This window comes from Maribacter sp. C-4077 (assembly GCF_055378385.1).
On the sequence record NZ_AP038807.1, the window covers coordinates 3,957,753 to 3,975,733 of the forward strand.

The 17,981-nt window shown below is 39.9% G+C and carries 11 protein-coding genes; 7 read left to right on the forward strand and 4 right to left on the reverse strand.

The features are described from left to right. Nucleotides 1-16: 16 nt before the first annotated feature. Nucleotides 17-616, reverse strand: coding sequence for a DUF6642 family protein (locus ACZ41C_RS17230; RefSeq protein ID WP_464563224.1), 600 nt, complete (start codon nt 614-616; stop codon nt 17-19). 86 nt (nt 617-702) lie between these two features. Then, nucleotides 703-3,744, reverse strand: coding sequence for a WD40/YVTN/BNR-like repeat-containing protein (locus ACZ41C_RS17235; protein ID WP_464563226.1), 3,042 nt, complete (start codon nt 3,742-3,744; stop codon nt 703-705). A gap of 427 nt (nt 3,745-4,171) precedes the next feature. On the opposite strand from ACZ41C_RS17235, the gene ACZ41C_RS17240 reads away from it, so the two are divergent. Genes ACZ41C_RS17240 through ACZ41C_RS17250 form a run of 3 tightly spaced genes read left to right on the forward strand, consistent with a single transcriptional unit; the run spans nt 4,172 to nt 9,270 of the window. Further along, on the forward strand, nt 4,172-7,618 hold the full coding sequence (locus tag ACZ41C_RS17240; protein ID WP_464563228.1) for a hypothetical protein: 3,447 nt from the start codon (nt 4,172-4,174) through the stop codon (nt 7,616-7,618). After that, entirely contained in the window at nt 7,615-8,043 is a 429-nt protein-coding gene (locus tag ACZ41C_RS17245; RefSeq protein WP_464563230.1) for a hypothetical protein, read from the forward strand. Before ACZ41C_RS17240 ends, ACZ41C_RS17245 begins: the two co-directional genes overlap by 4 nt. Beyond that, nucleotides 8,044-9,270, forward strand: coding sequence for a phosphorylase family protein (locus ACZ41C_RS17250; RefSeq protein WP_464563232.1), 1,227 nt, complete (start codon nt 8,044-8,046; stop codon nt 9,268-9,270). 306 nt (nt 9,271-9,576) lie between these two features. Here the strand turns inward: ACZ41C_RS17250 and ACZ41C_RS17255 are convergent, their stop codons facing one another. Both ACZ41C_RS17255 and ACZ41C_RS17260 read right to left on the reverse strand, forming a co-directional pair. After that, nucleotides 9,577-9,981 carry a hypothetical protein gene (locus ACZ41C_RS17255; protein WP_464563234.1) on the reverse strand — a complete coding sequence of 135 codons (405 nt, stop codon included), beginning with the start codon at nt 9,979-9,981 and terminating at the stop codon, nt 9,577-9,579. Between the two features lie 221 nt (nt 9,982-10,202). Continuing rightward, entirely contained in the window at nt 10,203-10,472 is a 270-nt protein-coding gene (locus ACZ41C_RS17260) for a DUF2188 domain-containing protein (protein WP_464563236.1), read from the reverse strand. 217 nt (nt 10,473-10,689) lie between these two features. On the opposite strand from ACZ41C_RS17260, the gene ACZ41C_RS17265 reads away from it, so the two are divergent. From ACZ41C_RS17265 to ACZ41C_RS17280, 4 genes are all read left to right on the forward strand, one after another. After that, nucleotides 10,690-11,430 carry an SDR family oxidoreductase gene (locus tag ACZ41C_RS17265; protein WP_464563238.1) on the forward strand — a complete coding sequence of 247 codons (741 nt, stop codon included), beginning with the start codon at nt 10,690-10,692 and terminating at the stop codon, nt 11,428-11,430. Between the two features lie 21 nt (nt 11,431-11,451). Then, on the forward strand, nt 11,452-12,849 hold the full coding sequence (locus ACZ41C_RS17270; RefSeq protein WP_464563240.1) for an NAD-dependent succinate-semialdehyde dehydrogenase: 1,398 nt from the start codon (nt 11,452-11,454) through the stop codon (nt 12,847-12,849). Between the two features lie 380 nt (nt 12,850-13,229). Further along, nucleotides 13,230-14,228: an NADP-dependent oxidoreductase gene (locus ACZ41C_RS17275; RefSeq protein ID WP_464565777.1), complete on the forward strand. Its 999-nt coding sequence runs from the start codon at nt 13,230-13,232 to the stop codon at nt 14,226-14,228. A gap of 415 nt (nt 14,229-14,643) precedes the next feature. Beyond that, nucleotides 14,644-17,919 carry a ligand-binding sensor domain-containing protein gene (locus ACZ41C_RS17280; RefSeq protein ID WP_464563242.1) on the forward strand — a complete coding sequence of 1,092 codons (3,276 nt, stop codon included), beginning with the start codon at nt 14,644-14,646 and terminating at the stop codon, nt 17,917-17,919. Nucleotides 17,920-17,981: the final 62 nt, after the last annotated feature.

A 17,981-nucleotide genomic window follows, 5' to 3' on the forward strand; every position in this document is an offset into this window, starting at 1 on the left:
CTATTGCGAGCAGGATTTAATAGTATAATCTAAAATCCAGAATCTTACAGGCATCGTAATGCCTGCGGTGCAGTTCTTCCACAACCTCGAACATATCGTCCCCTTTCTTGAACAGGTTGAAAAAGGCCTTGTCCAGCATGGCACTGCTGATGCCCTGTGAGGGGTGGCCATAGCCGGATACGGCCTTGGCATTGGTAATGTCCAAAAAATACTGGGCCTCCTCCTCGTCCAGATCCAGCACTTTGGCGTTGGAAAAATGCACGATCTTGCCCCGTAACCTACCCTCAAAGAGTTCCGCGATTTCCTGCAAACTATAGTAGTAGTCGTTCAAGCAAATACTATTGGCCTCGCCTGTCATTACCAGGTAGATGATCTCATAGTCCTTAAAATGATGGTCGTCCATGACCAAGGCATTGAGGCTGTCTTCCAGCCCCTCAATGGTATCGCAGGTCTTATAAATACTCGCCACGCCGTATTGCATGGCCAGTTGTTCCAGGCTTTTTTGTACTTCGGTGATTTGGTCCAGTTCCGCATCGGCCACCGCTTCCAGGCAGTAGATGAATTTTTCGGAATCCATAGGGTATTCCTGGGGCAATTGTCGTCTTTTCGCTAGCACGTTTGAAGGTTTCCGCCAAAGTAAAAAAACACCAAATCAAGCCAAGGATTTTTATGATTTTTAACGTTTAACCGCTTCCCTACCGACTATTTATACTTCGATTCCCAAAGCGCTTCCATTTCACCCACGCGTGTATGTAACTGTTTTGCGGCTTCCTGTGTGGCGACCGTGGGTCGGGCATCGGTTTTTTGCAAGACGTTGAGCAGAAAAAGTAATTTGGATTGCAGTCCGACTAGCGTTTCATCCTCCAGATCCGACGCATAAATACTTCCATAAATCAAATCGCCATCTTCCGGGGCGCCATCCCCTCGAAAGGCCATCAACTTTTCCTTCTTTCTACCTTTTGCCGAGCTGGCGTCAATCACTTCCCGAATCTCCTGCAATCTTCCGTAATCGGTGTAGGTCTGCAGGGACAGGCCGGTTTGTAGGGCAAGGGCTTCCTCGCTCATTTCGGAGCGTGGGTCCAGTTTTACCGTGATATTTTTTTCCAAAGTTTCCCCATCGGCCTTCAGTTGGATGGTATACGTTCCCGGAGCTACAAAAGGGCCCTCGGGTCCGCTGGGGGTATCGTATTGCACGGCCGCAATGGCAAAGGCCCGATGGGCACCCTGGGGCTCCTTGTACCGTAAATTCCAAACAAATCGGTGGTGCCCAGGTTCGCCCGACAAGCCTTTAAACGGACGTATCCAATACGAAGGATGCTGCATTTGGGTCGTATCCAACACTTCCGCCACATCATCACTGGAAAAATGGTTGACCAATCCGCCTTTCGAATCCAAGATATTGAGTTCCACTTTTTTGGCATCGGCTCCTAAATAATAATCGATAAGGGCGCCATCCGGCGGATTCTGTCCCGTAGGTTCCTCCGGGGGCAAGGGCGTGTCGCTAAACATATTGAACCGTACCCGGTAGGCATCGCTGGGTTGAAATAAATGTACTTTGGAATCGGACAAGCCGACCAACTCCCGCAGCGGACTAAAATTGTCCAAGATCCAAATGGAGCGGCCGTGGGTACCAACGACCAGATCGTTTTCATGCACCACCAAATCCCGAATGGAAGATGCGGGCATGTTCATTCTTAGGGATTGCCAAGTGGCCCCATCATCCGCCGAAAAATAGACCTCCCGCTCCGTTCCGGCAAAGAGCAAACCTTTTTGTTTCGGGTCCTCCCGCACCACGTTAACCGGCCCGGAGGGATTCATCCCTGTAACCACTTCTTCCCAGGTTTCCCCAAAGTCATGGGTCTTGTAAATATGGGGTTGCATATCGTCCTTGCGAATGGCATTCACCGCCACATAGGCCGTTCCGGCCTCGAAATGTCCGGCATCGATCTGTGAAATTTTATCCCAAGAAGTAATCGAGGTCGGTGTTACGTCGGTCCAGGTGTTGCCCCCGTCCCGTGTCACCTGAATGAGGCCATCGTCCGTACCCGCCCAAATAATATCTTTGTCCAAGGGAGAAGGTCCAATGGCGTACACGATGGCACGTTGCGGCATGTTTTCCATCGCCTCGGTTTTGTAATCACCGACACTGGCGGGCACTTCGGGTCGTGGTCTGGTGAGGTCGCCACTGATCTGTTCCCAGTGCTGTCCCCCATCATGGGTTTTCCAAATCACATTCGTCCCGAACAACAACATACTATCATCGGCCGGATGAAACAGCAAGGGCATCGTACGTAGGTATCGGAAATCCCGGGAACGCAACACTTCGGGACCGACAAACTGCGATTGCCCCGTTTTTTTATTGAAGCGAATCACCCGTCCTCCATAGATGATATTGTTGTCCAAAGGGTCCGGGGCCACATAGGCATATTCATCGGCACCCACCCCTATAAATTCCCGGAAGGAGATTTGTCCCCCATTGCTCCTACTGGCAATGCCAATGGCACCACTTTCTTGTTGGCCCCCGTAGACCCAATACGGAAATTGGTTGTCCGTGCTCACATGGTACAATTGTGACGTGGGCTGGTTGTACCACGAGCTCCAAGTCTCCCCACCATTTACGGTGATGACCGCTCCCTGATCCGCGGCAAAAAGCATGATTTCCGGTTGCAGGGGATTAATCCAAATCCTGTGGTAATCGTCCCCGCCCGGGGCGCCTTTGATGGAGGTCCATGTTTTACCGCCGTCTTCCGATTTGTACGAGGCGATATTGCCCACAAACACTGTATTTTCATCCTTGGGATGTACCTTGATTTCGGCAAAGTCACTGCCCCGGCCCCAGAGTCGGTTTTCCGTGGTGACCAGGCTCCAGCTTTCACCGGCATCGGCACTGGTATACACCCCACCGTTTTCCCGGGCATCCACCGTGGCATAGAGGCGTTTGGAATTGCTGGCCGATAGCGCCACCCCTACCCTGCCCAAGCCCTCTTCCGCTCCGGGGAGTCCGTTGGTAATTTGTCGCCAGGTGTCCCCGCCATCGGTGGATTTGTAGAGTCCGCTGTTGGGGCCGGAGAATTTGGCGTTCTCCCACGGTCCTTCCTGATGTTCCCACATGGCCGCAAATAAAATATTTGCATCGTTAGGGTCCATTTCTATTTGCGTGGAACCGGTGGTTGGATTTAGATATAAGGTCTTTTTCCAGGTCTTTCCACCATCAACCGACTTAAAAATACCCCGCATTTCATTGGCACCGTACGGATGGCCCAAACCGGCGACATACACCACGTCTGGATTGGCGGGGTGTACGATCACCCGACTCACTTGTTGGATATCTTCCAGCCCGATATGTTCCCAGCTTGTACCGCCATTGGTGGATTTAAAGATGCCATCCCCCACGGCAAGGTCCGGCCGGTGCAGCCCTTCGCCGGTACCGACATAAATGATATTGGGGTCCGAGGGCGACACCGCCAAATCCCCTACGGAACCTGTGGGCGCGTCATCAAAAATGGGGTTCCAGGTACGGCCATAATCATCCGTTTTCCATACTCCGCCATTGTTTACCCCAATAAAGAATACATTGGGTTGGGAAGGTACGCCCACCGCCCCTACGGTCCTCCCGCCACGGAAGGGCCCGATCATTCGATACTCCAAATCTTGGTAATAGGACGGGTCCACTTGTGCTTGGGACTCAAAGACTGTGAAAAAGCAAAGACTAAATAGGAAGGTTTTTAGGATGGTGGCTTTCATGGTGGTGGTTTTTAAAAAAGGTTTTTCTAAGGTGTACAAAGCATTGGCGCTATACCTTTCAAAAGATACTACTTTTCTGTGATGGATTAGTTGTAGGTACTAAAAGTCCTATCTAAATACTGTATAAATGCTAAAAGTGGATTTTATGAAATTCTAAATTAAGAACTCTTAAGGCAAATTTTTAATCTATATCCCCACTAATCTTTTCACCGGTCAAATTGAAAAATTATTGTAGACTCAACCCAATTTATTAGTAACTAATTTATAAGGCAGTTTAAAATGAATTAAAATCCATAGGACGAAATCCATTTATCAATTAACCTTACTTTTCTTTATTTCTTTGATAATAAATCTTAATAAATTAAATAATATTAAGTATGAGGAAAGGCTAAATGTTTTTATCTTCTACTTTTTGAAAATTTAATTAATGGATTACTTTAAAAAATTCATGCTAAAACAGTTTAGAATAAATCTAACAGAAAGGGATAAGGATCCTGTTGTTACCTTTTCTAAATTAAAATACTTTTATGATTATTCTGATATCTGTTATATAGTCGATAATTTAAATCCTAATAATAGAACTCATGAAAAGTTGATTTATGGTTGTTCTACTCCAAAATCTATTTCTGAATTAGGAGATACAGAAACTTTGCATACTGATAAAAATGACGATTTAATTAAAGAAATTAATTGGGCTCTTTTATCAGTTAGAAAATTTGAAAACGAAATTAATTCCTTCGTAAAATTAAGAGAGCAGTACGAAAATGCTTTATTAATTGGAGAATATGAAGAATCACTTAAATATATCGATGCAATAGAAAGAGATATATGTATATCTCTTTGGAGTATTGAGCAAAGATTTATACTTATTGAAATCCAAAAAGGTTTAAAGGAAAATACCGCTTTCTTGACCAAAATTAATAAGGATAACAAAAAATGGTTCATAAAATACTTTTCTCATTTCTTTAGTTTGAAATCTGAAAAAGAGGTTTCTATTAACCAATACAAGATGAGTCTTGCCAGATTATTATTCAAATCTTATGAAGATCAAAATCATATGGATTTAGAATACTACAATTTTAAGTTAAACTTCTTAGAGGTTGATTCTTTTCAGTATTTACCCGCATTTTTAACATTTGAAGGCTACCATTCTATAATCGATAAGTACATATCGTTAATTAGAATTTTACAACTTGAAATTTTAAAACCAAAAAAAGAGAAAAAATATTCGCATGCATTAGACAGTCGACTCTACTACCTTTCAAAAAAAATAAAGGATTCACAAATTGATAAACTTCAATTTGCGTTGGATACTAAGTTCGATTGGGATTATAAAATTTCAAATATTGATAAAACGACAATTATTGCTTTAGATCTTTATACATCTGGAAACTTTGTTGAAGCAGAATGTAAACTTTTAGACATTATTTTAGAATGCCCCAAAAATATTGAGCTCTATGAAGTTTATATAAAAACCCTAATCTTACAGAATAAAAAATTTAACCCAATAGGGAAAATAAAAGATTCATTTCAAAATAGAATATTAATGAACCTTTTTAAACTTTTTGAGAAAAAGGATGGTAATTTGGAATCTCTCAATGAATTACAAAGAATAGCATATAATCTTAGTTCTATAAATTCAGTTTCATACACGTTAATAAATTATTATCATTATGAGGAAGAAGGTGTGAAAAAGATGGTTCCATTAGCCATGTTAAATTCAAATTTCTTTAATCCTAAATTATTATTTCAATATTGTTCAAACAAAACTTTTAAAGTTGTTGAAAATAAACTTGGTCCTAGTTTGACTTTTGATTTGTTAAGCCTGCAGAATAATGTTGACTTAAATAGAATCAAAAGCCATCAAAGCTTATCATCTCAAAGAAAATTAATTCTGGAGGCAAATTACTATCAAGAAACAAAATCATATGCTAAGGCCGTAAAAATTTGGGAAAAAATCCTACTTCAAAAGGATTTAAGAGATTTTCAAAAAGAATCAATTTTAATTAATTTATTTGTTTGTAAAGAACACTTACACCTTTATGATGAATGTATTGATTTATATGTAAACCAATATTTTGAAAATGCCGTTTTAGTCAAAAACATTAAGGTTGAAGAAATAAAAAAAGAAATAAAGAAAAGAAAATATAAAATTGTAAAGCACACTATTAATCTTCCGATTTTTTATAAGTTGACAGATTCAGAAGACTACGAAATACATACTGCTTATGAGTGCTTTCTTCAGAAAAATAAATTTTTCACACCAAAAGATCTTACCCTAAAAGTTCCACAAATTGAGTATGTTAGGCTCGTATTTTTCCTTGAAAATATATGCACATTAGATATATTCAAACACTCACCGTTCATAACAAGTTCCAAACATAAAATTGATGAAAGAATTTCGGTTTGCAAATTTCTTTTGGATATTAATCAATCCAAGGCTGATGATTATTTAAATGAAATTGAAAGATTAACCAAAAAACAAATTATCCAAAAGGGAATTCAAGAAATTGACGAGAGTAAAATTTATGTGAATCAAAATGGAATAATAGAAACCGAATTAAAGAATATTCAACCGATTTATAATAGGTTTAAAGCAATAGGTGAATTAAGTTCTGAAACTAATATTTCAATCATAAGTCTTTATTCTGATAAGGTTTTAAGTTTTAAAAATTCTAAAAAGAATGATGGGAATGAGTTTTCTAAAGACCCACAATTTGATGTATTTAAAGATATTTTTCATTACGTTCTTAATAAGTTTTTGTTTAGCAATTATGGACTTCAGCAATATCTAAGTGCTAGAATACGCCATGGTGTATTATTAGGTGAGATTCGCCCAGAATTTGAACTTTTAAACTTGATAACGGAAATTGAAAAAGGTATTGATAAATATAAACCTAATGATTTTTGGAACGTTGTACTTCAATTTGAAAATGAAACTCAATATAACAAGGTTCAATCCATATTCGGGGATTTTTCAAGAAAGATTGACACTTTAATAAATGAAGAAATATTATCCAAATTTTTACAAATTAAATTAGAAAACAACAATCCAGAGGGTTGGTTGGATTATACTTTTGAGGACTTCCTTTTACAAATACACTATATACCACTTAAAGATTCAAAGAATATAGATGTGTTCTTAAACAGCATTTTTGATATTCTATGGCAGCGCACAGAAAAAAATTTAGAAATTGTAAGGGAAAATATTAACGAGAAGATACGTGATGATTTTTTTAAAATAATTCTAGAACTAGAAAACAATCTTTTAACGGAACTAGATAGTATCCCTGAAGTTTTGTACAATAATATCACAGAATCTAGGGTCAACATCGAAAATAAACTTAATAAAATTGCCAGTTGGTTTAATATTACCGATAGTAATATATCTGACTTTAAAATGTCTAAAATTATTGATGTCAGCCTAGAATATAGTCAACAATCAAATATTAACAAAGCTATCGATCTGGAATTAAATTTAAATGATACCGATTTAATAAAAGGTATATTTTATCCAGCGTTTGTTGATTTATTTAGGATTTTCTTAGAAAACTCACTTAAGCATTCAGGATTTGAAGAAGGTGAAAGAATACCAATTTCGATTTCAGTATTTCATTCAAATGGTTTTTTACAGATTGATATAATTAACTCTTTATCTGAATTAATAGATATAAATGAAATAAGGTCAAAAATTGATTCATTCGTAATGGACTTAAATCAATCAATGATAGAAGGACGATCTGGTTTTCATAAAGCTATGAGGATAATTAAATCTGATTTCAATAATGATTCCAATGATATGAGAATGAGCATAGACGAAAAAAATCAGTTTTGTGTGAGTATTTCGATTTCATCCAAAAATCTTTTAGTATGAAAATCTTATTCATTGAGGATAACCCACAAAAGCTCAAACAAGTTTTAAATTATATACAAGAAAACCATTCTAACTGCCAAGTAGAGATAAGAAAATCATATAATTCAGGCTTGAGAGAATTAATTAGTAATGATGAGTATTCACTTATTTTATTGGATATGAGTTTACCAAATTATGACATAGAACCAGGAGAATCCGGTGGTGATTTTGAAAAATATGCCGGGAAATATCTACTAAATGAAATGTATCGAAGAGACATAAATACAAACGTTTTGGTTATTACAATGTATCCGAATTACGTAGATAAGGAGTTTACAAATGAGTTAAAAGGTAGTTTTTCAAATTATTTAGGCGTGATTTATTACAATGTAAAAGAACCAGATGGTTGGAAAAACGAACTAACAAAAACTTTAAATAGCTTTTAGATGATAAATATAATCGTAGTCGAAGATGATAAAATCAAAAATGAAAAGATTAAGGAATCAATTTTATCGAGTATTGATATTCCATTAGCAAATATTGATTTTGCGGAAGATATTAAAAAGGCTAAAAGATTAATTTATCAAAAAAGCTATGATTTAATGATTTTGGATTTAGTTCTTCCATTAGAAGAAACTAGTGATCCAAAACCAGAAAATGGATTAAATTTTCTCAAAGATATTCATTCCAATCCCCAGGTCAAGCCAATAACTCACATAGTTGGTTTAACTGGATTCAGTGAGTATTTAAATAAATATCAAAAAGAATTTGCAAATCATTTATGGCAATTAATTGATTACAAAGCAGAAGAAATTGATTGGAAAGAGAAATTAAAGAATATGCTTTACCATTTAGTAAAAACTAGATCGGAGTTTTTACAAAGGGATAATCTTGATTATCAATTTGATATTGCAATCATAACCGCTCTCCATGACCCAGAATTAACCCAAGTTTTAGAACTTGACGCTAATTGGGAAGAATTTAAATTTGGTAATGATGCAACAAAATATTATAAAGGTACATTTGCAAATAATGAAAAAAGTTTAAGTGTAATAGCAACTTCATCACCGCAAATGGGAATGGTGGCAGCCTCAGTCGTTTCAATGAAACTAATACACAATTTCAGGCCAAAATATATCATAATGACTGGTATAGCCGCTGGAATTAAAGGAAAAACTAATTTTGGGGATATATTAGTTGCAGACCAAGCATATGATGGTACTAGTGGCAAAATAAGCACAAATGAAAACCTAGAAAAAGAATTTTCACCTAACCCAACGCCAATAGCACTAGACGCGGATTTAAAGGAAAAAGTGCGTTCTTATCAGTCAAAAACAAAATTGTTCTTCGATATTAAAGAATCATGGAAAGGTAATTCCCCTGATACGTCTATAAAACTACAAATTGGTCCCGTTGTCTCTGTTCCATATGTAATTCAAAACCAAGAAGAACTATTGAACTTAAAAGATAGTCAGCGCAAATTAATTGGCTTGGAAATGGAAACATTTGGTGTTTTTTATAGTGCCTTTAATGGTTTTAATCCAAAACCAAAGCCTCTATCCTTGAAAGTTGTTTGCGATTTTGGAGATAAGGATAAATCAGATGACTATCAAAAATTTGCAGCTTATGTAAGTGCAAAATTTATGTACGAGTTTGTAATGAATGAGTTATAATATCATTCCATAGATATTCTTACTGAGCAATAAACATCTCTTTGGCAAATAGTATTGCGTTATTCCTAAAGCGATATTCTTAAAAAAGGAAAAAATCAATCAGGTCTGCAGAATCAAATGGCACTTTTAATTCTTAAACGATTTGCACTAGTCCCATAATATTCATTACAATCATTTTAGTAGGTCACAAATTTGTTGTTAGGACCATTTGCTAGTACAGACCTTTGTATTTAAAGGACTCTAGGTAGTGTCCATATGGTTAGCCTGTTTGTAGGCTATTACTTATAAAATCTCCTGTGGGAGCTCTTATTTATTAAACTCCTTCACCCAGTCTGTTGAAAATTTGATAAAATCTCCTATTGGCATTTCCTCAATTTCTTTTTTGCTATAAGTTGCTGACAAATTGGTATTAAGGTCATCGATAAATTGATTATAGGCAATCCAAATTTCGCTAGGTCCAGCTATTGTTGAGGTAGGGAAGTTTGCAGAAAACCAATTTCTTACTTTGGTTATTAAGCTTTTCGGATCGTCATCATGATTTTCAATATCTTGACCAGCGATGTCAGAAATTACTTTTTGGTAATGATATCTATTAGTCTCCAGAATTAGAATTCTCTTTGTTTTTAAATTACGAGTTCCGAATTCTAATGCGCCAATATCAAGTCCTAATTCGTAAGGCATATTGAATCTAGGTAATTCTCCTTTTTTCATTGCCTTACTTCGTGATAGGTCATGAATCCCATATTTACAAGACCTAATTATTTCTTTAATTTGATTTATTCTAATCGAAGAAGATGATAGAGTTTGGGATAGTTTTGGTTGAAAACCTAAGTATATCAACTCGAAGCAAAGAGCTCTTAGTAAGGGTTTAAAATTGTCGTCGAAAGGACAGTTGATGAAAACGTTTTTGTCAAATGGCATTAATCATTCAGTTATTTTGCCAAGGAAACCCGTTTTTCAATTTCACCACTTTTCTTATGAATAATAACTTCTCCCTCGATTTTATTTGCGGTAGCTTTAGCGAATTTAATAGCACTTAGTCTTGTTGGAAAAACTTTAGTAGCCCTAACATTACCATCAGCAACAACATTCCATTTTTGTCCTTCACCAACAATAACATGGTATTTACTAGATTTTTGAGGTCTTGCGGAAACCGCAACTCTAGTACCCAATTTTTTTGTGTAGATTTTTTTACTTGACATGTTTTAAAGATACATATTTTGTTTTGAATCTTTTGCTTGTTTAATCTTATATTTTATATAAATGAACTTACCTCTATTCAATAGGAAGTTACCCTCACCCTTAACCCTAAAAACCATAAACCGCGCTCCATAGCGAACCCGTCAATCCCCTACCCTTTAGGATTAAGGAAATCCGTTCCTAGCCTCTATTTTGGAAGAAATAAAAAAAAAGAATACTATGAATGTAGAAAACAAAGTAATACTCGTCACCGGAGCCTCAAGCGGCATCGGTAAAGCAGCCGCCCATAAATTGGCCCAACACGGCGCCAAAGTGGTGCTTATGGCCCGGAGCGAAGACGAACTCAACGATTTAAAATCGGCCATTGAAGCCAACGGTGGGGAAGCACTGGTCGTGGTCGGGGATGTCACGAAAAAAGAAGATTTTGAAAAGGCGGTCTCCCAGGCCAAAGCGGAATACGGAACCGTAAACGCCCTGATCAACAATGCCGGTTTGATGCCCCTCTCCTTTGTAGAAAAACTGAAGACGGATGAATGGGAAAAAATGGTGGACGTAAACATTAAGGGCGTACTCAACGGGGTGGCCGCGGTACTACCCGAACTAAAAGCCAATAAGGACGGGCATATCATCAATATATCGTCCATGGCGGCACATAGATACTTTCCGGGCGGAGCGGTCTATTGCGCCACAAAGGCCGCGGTTAAGATGTTTTCCGAAGGCTTGCGCCAAGAACTGGCTCCAAAATATGGTATCAACGTCACATCCATAGAACCGGGTGCGGTAGCGACCAATTTAACGGATACCATTACCGATGAAGACATCATGGAGAAAATGAAGGAAATGCAGCAAATGGACACCTTGGAAGCCGAGGATATTGCAGATGCCATCTACTACGCCCTCTCCCAACCGGAGCGTGTAAACATCAACGATGTGTACCTGGTACCCAGCGAACAACAGTAATTCACTAAAAAACAGAAAATAATGTCAACGACAACAACAGATAAAACATTTAAAACAATCAATCCCGCGAACGGGAAAGCCCTCACTACGCATACGTTAATGACGGATGAACAGGTGGCCGACACCATTCAAAAATCCCACGAGGCCTTTAAAAAATGGCGCTTCAAATCAGTGGAGGAACGGGGCAAAATCATTTCCGCCATTGGGGAGGAACTACAAAACTATAAAAAGGAACTGGCGGACATGATGACGTCCGAGATGGGGAAACTCCTGACGCAAAGCGAACAGGAAGTGGACCTATGCAGTGCCATCTGTAGCTTTTCCGCCAAGAATGCCCCTGAGGAACTCAAAAGCGAGGAACGCAAAATTTCCGATGGTGGCCGAGGCATCATCACCTACGCCCCTTTGGGCGTTATTTATGGGATTCAACCCTGGAACTATCCGGCCTATCAGGTCATTCGCTATACCATTGCCAATTTAATGGCGGGGAACAGTGTGTTGCTGAAACATGCCGAAAATGTGACCGGAACGGCCAAACTCCTGAAATCGATATTCGATACGGCGGGATTGCCCGAGGGACTCTTTAGTGTCTTGGTGATTACCCACGATCAATCGGACACCATCATAGAACATGAATTGGTGCGGGGAGTAACCCTGACGGGGAGTCCGGGTGCCGGAAAGAAAATTGGCGAAAAAGCCGGTGGCGAACTGAAGAAAACGGTATTGGAGCTGGGCAGCAACGATGCCTACCTTATTTTGGACGATGCCGATATCGATTTGGCCGTGGAAAAATGCATCCAGGGACGTATCTATAACAACGGGGAAACCTGTATTGCCGCCAAACGCTTTATTGCGACGGAGGCGGTCTATGACGAGTTTCGGGAGAAATTCGTAAAAGGCATGAAGGCCCTGAAACTAGGTGATCCAACCGATTCGGAAACGGATTTAGGTCCTATGGCGCGTAAAGATCTTCGGGAAAAATTGCACGAACAGGTACAAAAGAGTGTAGCGAACGGCGCCGAAATCCTATGTGGTGGGGTGATGCCCGGTGGCGAAGGCTATTATTATCCAGCGACCGTCTTGGTTCAGGTAAGTGAAGGACAACCGGCGTATGACGATGAGTTATTCGGCCCGGTAGCCTCATTGATCAAGGCCAAGGACAATGAAGATGCCATGCGCATTGCCAACGATAGCCGATTCGGACTCGGAGGCGGCATTTTTTCCAAAGATGTAGATAAAGCTATAGAAATGGCCAGCAAACATTTTGATACCGGAATGGTGTTTATCAACTCCTTTGGCCTGGCCGAACCCAATATGCCTTTCGGAGGTGTCAAGAACTCGGGGTACGGACGCGAACATGGTGGATTCGGGATGAAGGAATTCGTAAATGCGAAGTCCATTATGATTGGTGACGCGTAAGAAAAACGAAACCATGAGTCTTTAGAAAAATATGGACGAAAGCAAAGGGGTAATCGAACGGTTGCCCCTTATTTTCATACTACAGACACGACAAACCGATTATATTTAAAGGAAGAACGTAAACGCTCCCTTGGGGATAACTTAAAATTACTAAAAACCCATTGTGGATTTTGAACCTGTCATCTTGATCAAAGGGTCAGTTCGAGTGATTTTTCGCAATGCAATGAAGAAAAATTGTATCGAGAACCTTTTTATGACCCAAAGGGTTCTCGATACACTTGATTTTCGATGGAAAAAATCGAAAATCAACCCCTCGAAGGGATACTTTTATGTGAAATTTTTAAAATGCATACGAAATAACCTAACACAAAAACGATATGATGATACAAACAATAACCTTAAAAAAGCGTCCAGTAGGGGCGCCTACCCTAGACAATTTTGAACTTACGGAATCCGAAAACGACCTGACCCTAAAGGATGGGGAAGTGCTTTTGGAAACGAAATACCTTTCCGTGGACCCTTATTTACGGGGACGGATGAGCGATGCCAAATCCTATGTCCCTCCTTTTGAAGTGGGACAACCTCTCAATTCCGGCATCATCGCGGAAGTAATCGAATCCAAGAATGAAAACTTTAAAAAAGGTGATTTTGTGAGGGACCGATTGGATTGGAAAACGCTACAAATATCCAACGGCGAAAACCTTCAAAAAGTGGACCCGGACAAAGCGCCCTTAAGTGCCTATTTGGGTATTGTAGGGATGACGGGATTAACGGCCTACTTGGGGCTGCATGAAATCGGAAAACCGAAAAAAGGGGAAACCTTGATCGTATCCGGTGCCGCCGGTGCCGTGGGTAGTGTGGTGGGGCAGATCGGGAAAATCTTGGGCCTTACGGTTATTGGCATTGCCGGTTCCGATGAAAAGGTGGAACTGTTGAAATCCGAATTCGGTTTTGACCGGGGCATCAATTATAAGACCACGGACGATATAAAAGCTGCCATTAAGGAGGCCGCACCCAACGGTGTGGATATCTATTTTGACAATGTGGGCGGGGAAATCTCCGATGCAGTGCTCTTCAGCATCAACAAGTTCGCCAGAATCATCAATTGCGGGGCGATATCGGTTTATAACAACACCGAAACACCGACCGGGGTGAGCGTACAGCCTTTTTTGATCAAAAACAGTGCCTTAATGCAAGGCTTTATCGTTTCCAATTACGCCGATAAATTCCCCGAAGCCATGCAGCAGTTGTCCAAATGGTTGGCCGAGGAAAAATTGACCTATCGGGAAACCATCGTGAAAGGATTTGAAAATACCCCACAGGCCTTTTTGGACATGATGGATGGCAAGAAAAAAGGAAAAATGATCGTAAAAGTTTAATTGCCTGTCCCCTGAGCGGCTTGTACTGAGCGGAGTCGAGGTAAGTCGAAGGGGAATCAGGTATAAAAATGTGATATGTCTCCCCCAGCGACCCGTACCGAGCCTTTCGCTCTGCTGCGCAAGGTGCGTCCAAAAAAACATATATTCTTTTCACCCAATGCCTAAGGTAAACTAAAGTGGAAATACCTCGAGGGGTTTTTCACTTCTAAAAGAGACAAAACAACATAAAGGTAGAGTGTGGTATTTACGCTTCATGTTACAAGCTAAAACCTTCATTTTATGACGAATACCCAAATTATATTTTGTCAATAGCAATCATTTCACAACATATAACCCAGGGTTGGCAACATAATTTTTATACTAAGAAATTAAACCTTTTCTTTGAAAGTAAAATACTACAATTTAGATTTCAGTAATGAAAAGAACTGCCCTCTCCTTGGTGACGGCCAACGTACTCCTAGTACTAGGGACTTACTTTTCATTCTCCCAATCCAATTTGGATTCCTTGAATTTTATACCGATCAAAGCACCTATATCCCAAAATACGGTCACCGAGATATTTGAGGATAAACACGGTTTTCTCTGGGTCGGGACCACCAAAGGTATCAATAGGTACGACGGTAGCGATTTTAAAGTTTTTGAAGAATCACGTGATAGTACTTTGGGCTTGACTCATGGCCATATTGAATATATATACGAGGATCTGAAGGGAACGTTGTTGATCGGCACCAGCAGAGGGCTTAACTTGTATGATGAGAAGCTAGCGGTCATTAGGCCCTATCCATTCCAAACGGAAGGCGGGAAAATACAGAGCGAGCATATCATGGTGATCAAAAACATTCAGGAATCCCTATGGTTGGGAACCTCTGAGCATGGTCTGTACCGTTATCATACCAAAACAGGAAAAACTGGACATTTGGAGTTTCCGAAGTCGGAACAGGACAAACCGAACAACAACCGAATTATTGAAATATTTCCCTTGGCCAACCAGGACTATTTCATCGTAACGGAGGGCAAAAGCTACATTATCGATGAAGCGTTGACCATAAAGCAGGAAATCGATAACCTACAGAACACAAGCAGTGCCCTACAAATAGGTGCCTCCCAATTTTTTCTTGGTATGCGGAATGGGGAACTCCTAATTTATAACTTAAAAGAGGGCTCATTTACCGCCGAGAACCCGATTATGGTCAGTCAAGGCCATGCCCTATTGGCCATGGAACAAGATGATTGTGGTAATGTTTGGTTGGGTACGGAGAATGGCGGACTGTCCCTCTACCAGCTAGCCAACGGTACAATATCCAATACGAAACTGGATTATAAAAATCCAAGTTCCATACCCAATAATTCCATTTGGTCGCTACATAAAACACGAAATGGGGTCATGTACGTGGGCACCTACAAGAAAGGAATCAGCTTTTACGACAGGAATTACTACAAATTTCAAAAAATAGCGGCAAACCCTTTTGACCGTAATTCACTGAGCAATAATATCGTAACGTCCTTCGCAGAGGACAAAAATGGGGGCTTATGGATTGGAACGGACGGTGGCGGTCTCAATTATTGGGATAGGAAGGCGAACCGTTTTGAACATTTTTCCTTGGATGTGGGCAACTTGAACACCAACGTGGTGCTCACACTGACTTTTGATAAGGATAAATTATGGATCGGTTCCTGGGGTACGGGTTTTACCATTTTTGATACGGCTACAAAAGCGTACGAAGTGTGGGATACGACGAACTCCTCTCTTTCCTCCAATAATATCATTGATCTTTTAAAGGATAGCAAGGGTAGGATATGGATTGCCAATTTTAGGGGAGGACTGCAAGTGTACCACCCAGATACGGAATTGTTCGAAGATATAGAACTGGAATCCGAAATCTATAGTGAAAAAATTTCCTCGGTAGCACGTTTATTGGAGGACGACGAAGGCACTATATGGGTAGGTACGGAAACCATGGGCGTCTTTAGGCTAATTGAGGAAAACGGTGCTTGGTCCCATGATCAATATCACAATTTGAGCGATACCAATTTCCTGAGCGATAATTTTGTGAACGTACTAACCCAAGATGATGATGGCAATATCTGGGTGGGCACGCAGGCGGGACTCAATAAATTTGACCCTGAAAACAACACCTTTACATCCATTACCAAAGCCGATGGATTGCTAAGCGATGCGATACGGGGATTGGTACAGGATGTAAATGGCTTTTTATGGATCAGCACGGATAAGGGCATTACCAGATATGAGGAAGAGACCGGCGAGTTTTTGGATTATGACATGTATGATGGCCTACAAGGCGATGAGTACAATTCCTCTGCCTTTTACAGGACTTTCAATTTTGATATCGTTTTTGGCGGCCCAAATGGGTTCAATATTTTCAATCCCAAACAGGCGGCAAAACAAACGGACGCCCCAGTAGTTTTGCTGTCCGACCTTAAGATCTTCAATACATCCGTTCGCCCAAATGATCGTTTTGGGGTTTTGCAGGAAGACATCAACCAAGTGGATTCCATAACCCTCAGTCACAAACACTCGGTTTTCAATATTGAATTTAAAGCGCTGACGCTAAAAGCGGCAGAGAAAGTGCGTTATGCCTATTATTTGGAAGGGTTTGAAAACAAATGGAACTATGTTGGAAACAAAACATCGGCCACCTACACCAATTTACATTCCGGAGATTACGTACTACACGTTAAATCCACAAATTCAGATGGGATCTGGAATGCCAATGAAAGGCTGCTTCACATACGCATTACTCCTCCCTTTTGGAAAACATGGTGGTTTGGCTTGATCTTGACCTGTTTTATATTAGGACTGATATATCTAATCCACTACATCCGCATCCGGAGCCTTAAAGCAAATCAATTAAAGCTGGAAAGAAAGATTTCCGAACGTACCAAGGAGCTTCAAATCCAACAAAAAAAGCTACTAAAGGCCGCGGATGAGCTATCCCTTCAAAATGAGGAAATACAACGATTTACGTATTCGGTAACCCACGATTTAAAGAGCCCCCTGAGTGGAATAAAGGGAATTGCGAACCTTATTCCAATGGATATAAATTTGGCCGAAAACCCCGATATGGAAAAATATCTTGAAATGATACATACCTCCTGTGATACCATGGGCGACCTAATTGGTGATTTGGGAAAAATGGCAAGAATTGGAAAAATAAAGAACGAAAATGAATTTTTGAATTCAAACGAAATCATCCAACTGGCACGTAATTTAGTTTGGGGTAAATTGGAGGTCAATCACATTGCATTGGAAATTCACGAAAACTTGCCCACTATTTACGCGGATAAAAACAGAATGATTCAGGTTTTTAGCAACCTCTTGGACAATGCCATAAAATATATGGGAAACCAAAACAAGCCATTGATTGTTGTTAAAGCTAAAAAAACTGAAAAGGAAGTAGAATTTCAGGTCATAGATAACGGATCGGGAATGGATAAAGAATCCTTAGGAAAATTATTTTCTCCGTTTGAGCGATTTCACCCAAATGTTAAGGGAAGTGGTCTGGGCCTTTATATGACAAAACAAATTGTTGTGTCGCATGGTGGGGACATTAGGGCAGAATCCAGTGGAAAAGGAAAGGGAACTACCTTTTTTATAACGCTACCAAACACCAGACCGGGCATTGAAGATCGGCACGAAACAAAAAGTTGGGATACAATAGCCTCCCTTTGATTGTACCAAGGAAGTAGCTCTTGGCCGTTTTAATATGTACATTTTAAAAACATTACATTTCA